Source organism: Skermanella aerolata KACC 11604 (genome assembly GCF_000936425.1).
GTDB lineage: Bacteria > Pseudomonadota > Alphaproteobacteria > Azospirillales > Azospirillaceae > Skermanella > Skermanella aerolata.
In genome coordinates this window covers 1-270 of record NZ_AVFK01000261.1, presented here as the reverse complement: position 1 = coordinate 270, position 270 = coordinate 1, and the positions used below count along the sequence as shown (strand labels likewise).

At 70.7% G+C, this 270-nt stretch carries 1 pseudogene; it reads right to left on the bottom strand.

What is annotated here, in order from left to right:
• Window positions 1-270: pseudogene (locus N826_RS44690) on the bottom strand (hypothetical protein); the annotation flags it as partial.

Genomic DNA, 270 nt, shown 5'->3' with positions numbered 1-270 from the left:
GGCCGGACAACACCTCCGCTGCCGAAAGCACCTGGCCCGCCGACGCTCCGGCCTCGGACGCCGCCCGGGTCACGCCGGCGATGTTGGAGGAGACTTCCTGCGTCCCAACCGAGGCCTGCTGAACATTGCGGGCGATCTCGGCGGTTGCGGCTCCCTGTTCCTCGACTGCCGCCGCCACCGCCGCTGCGATCTCGTTAACCCGCTCGATCACCGTGGCAATGCCCCGGATGTCCCCCACCGCGTCGTCCGTCGCACCCTGCACTGCCGCCA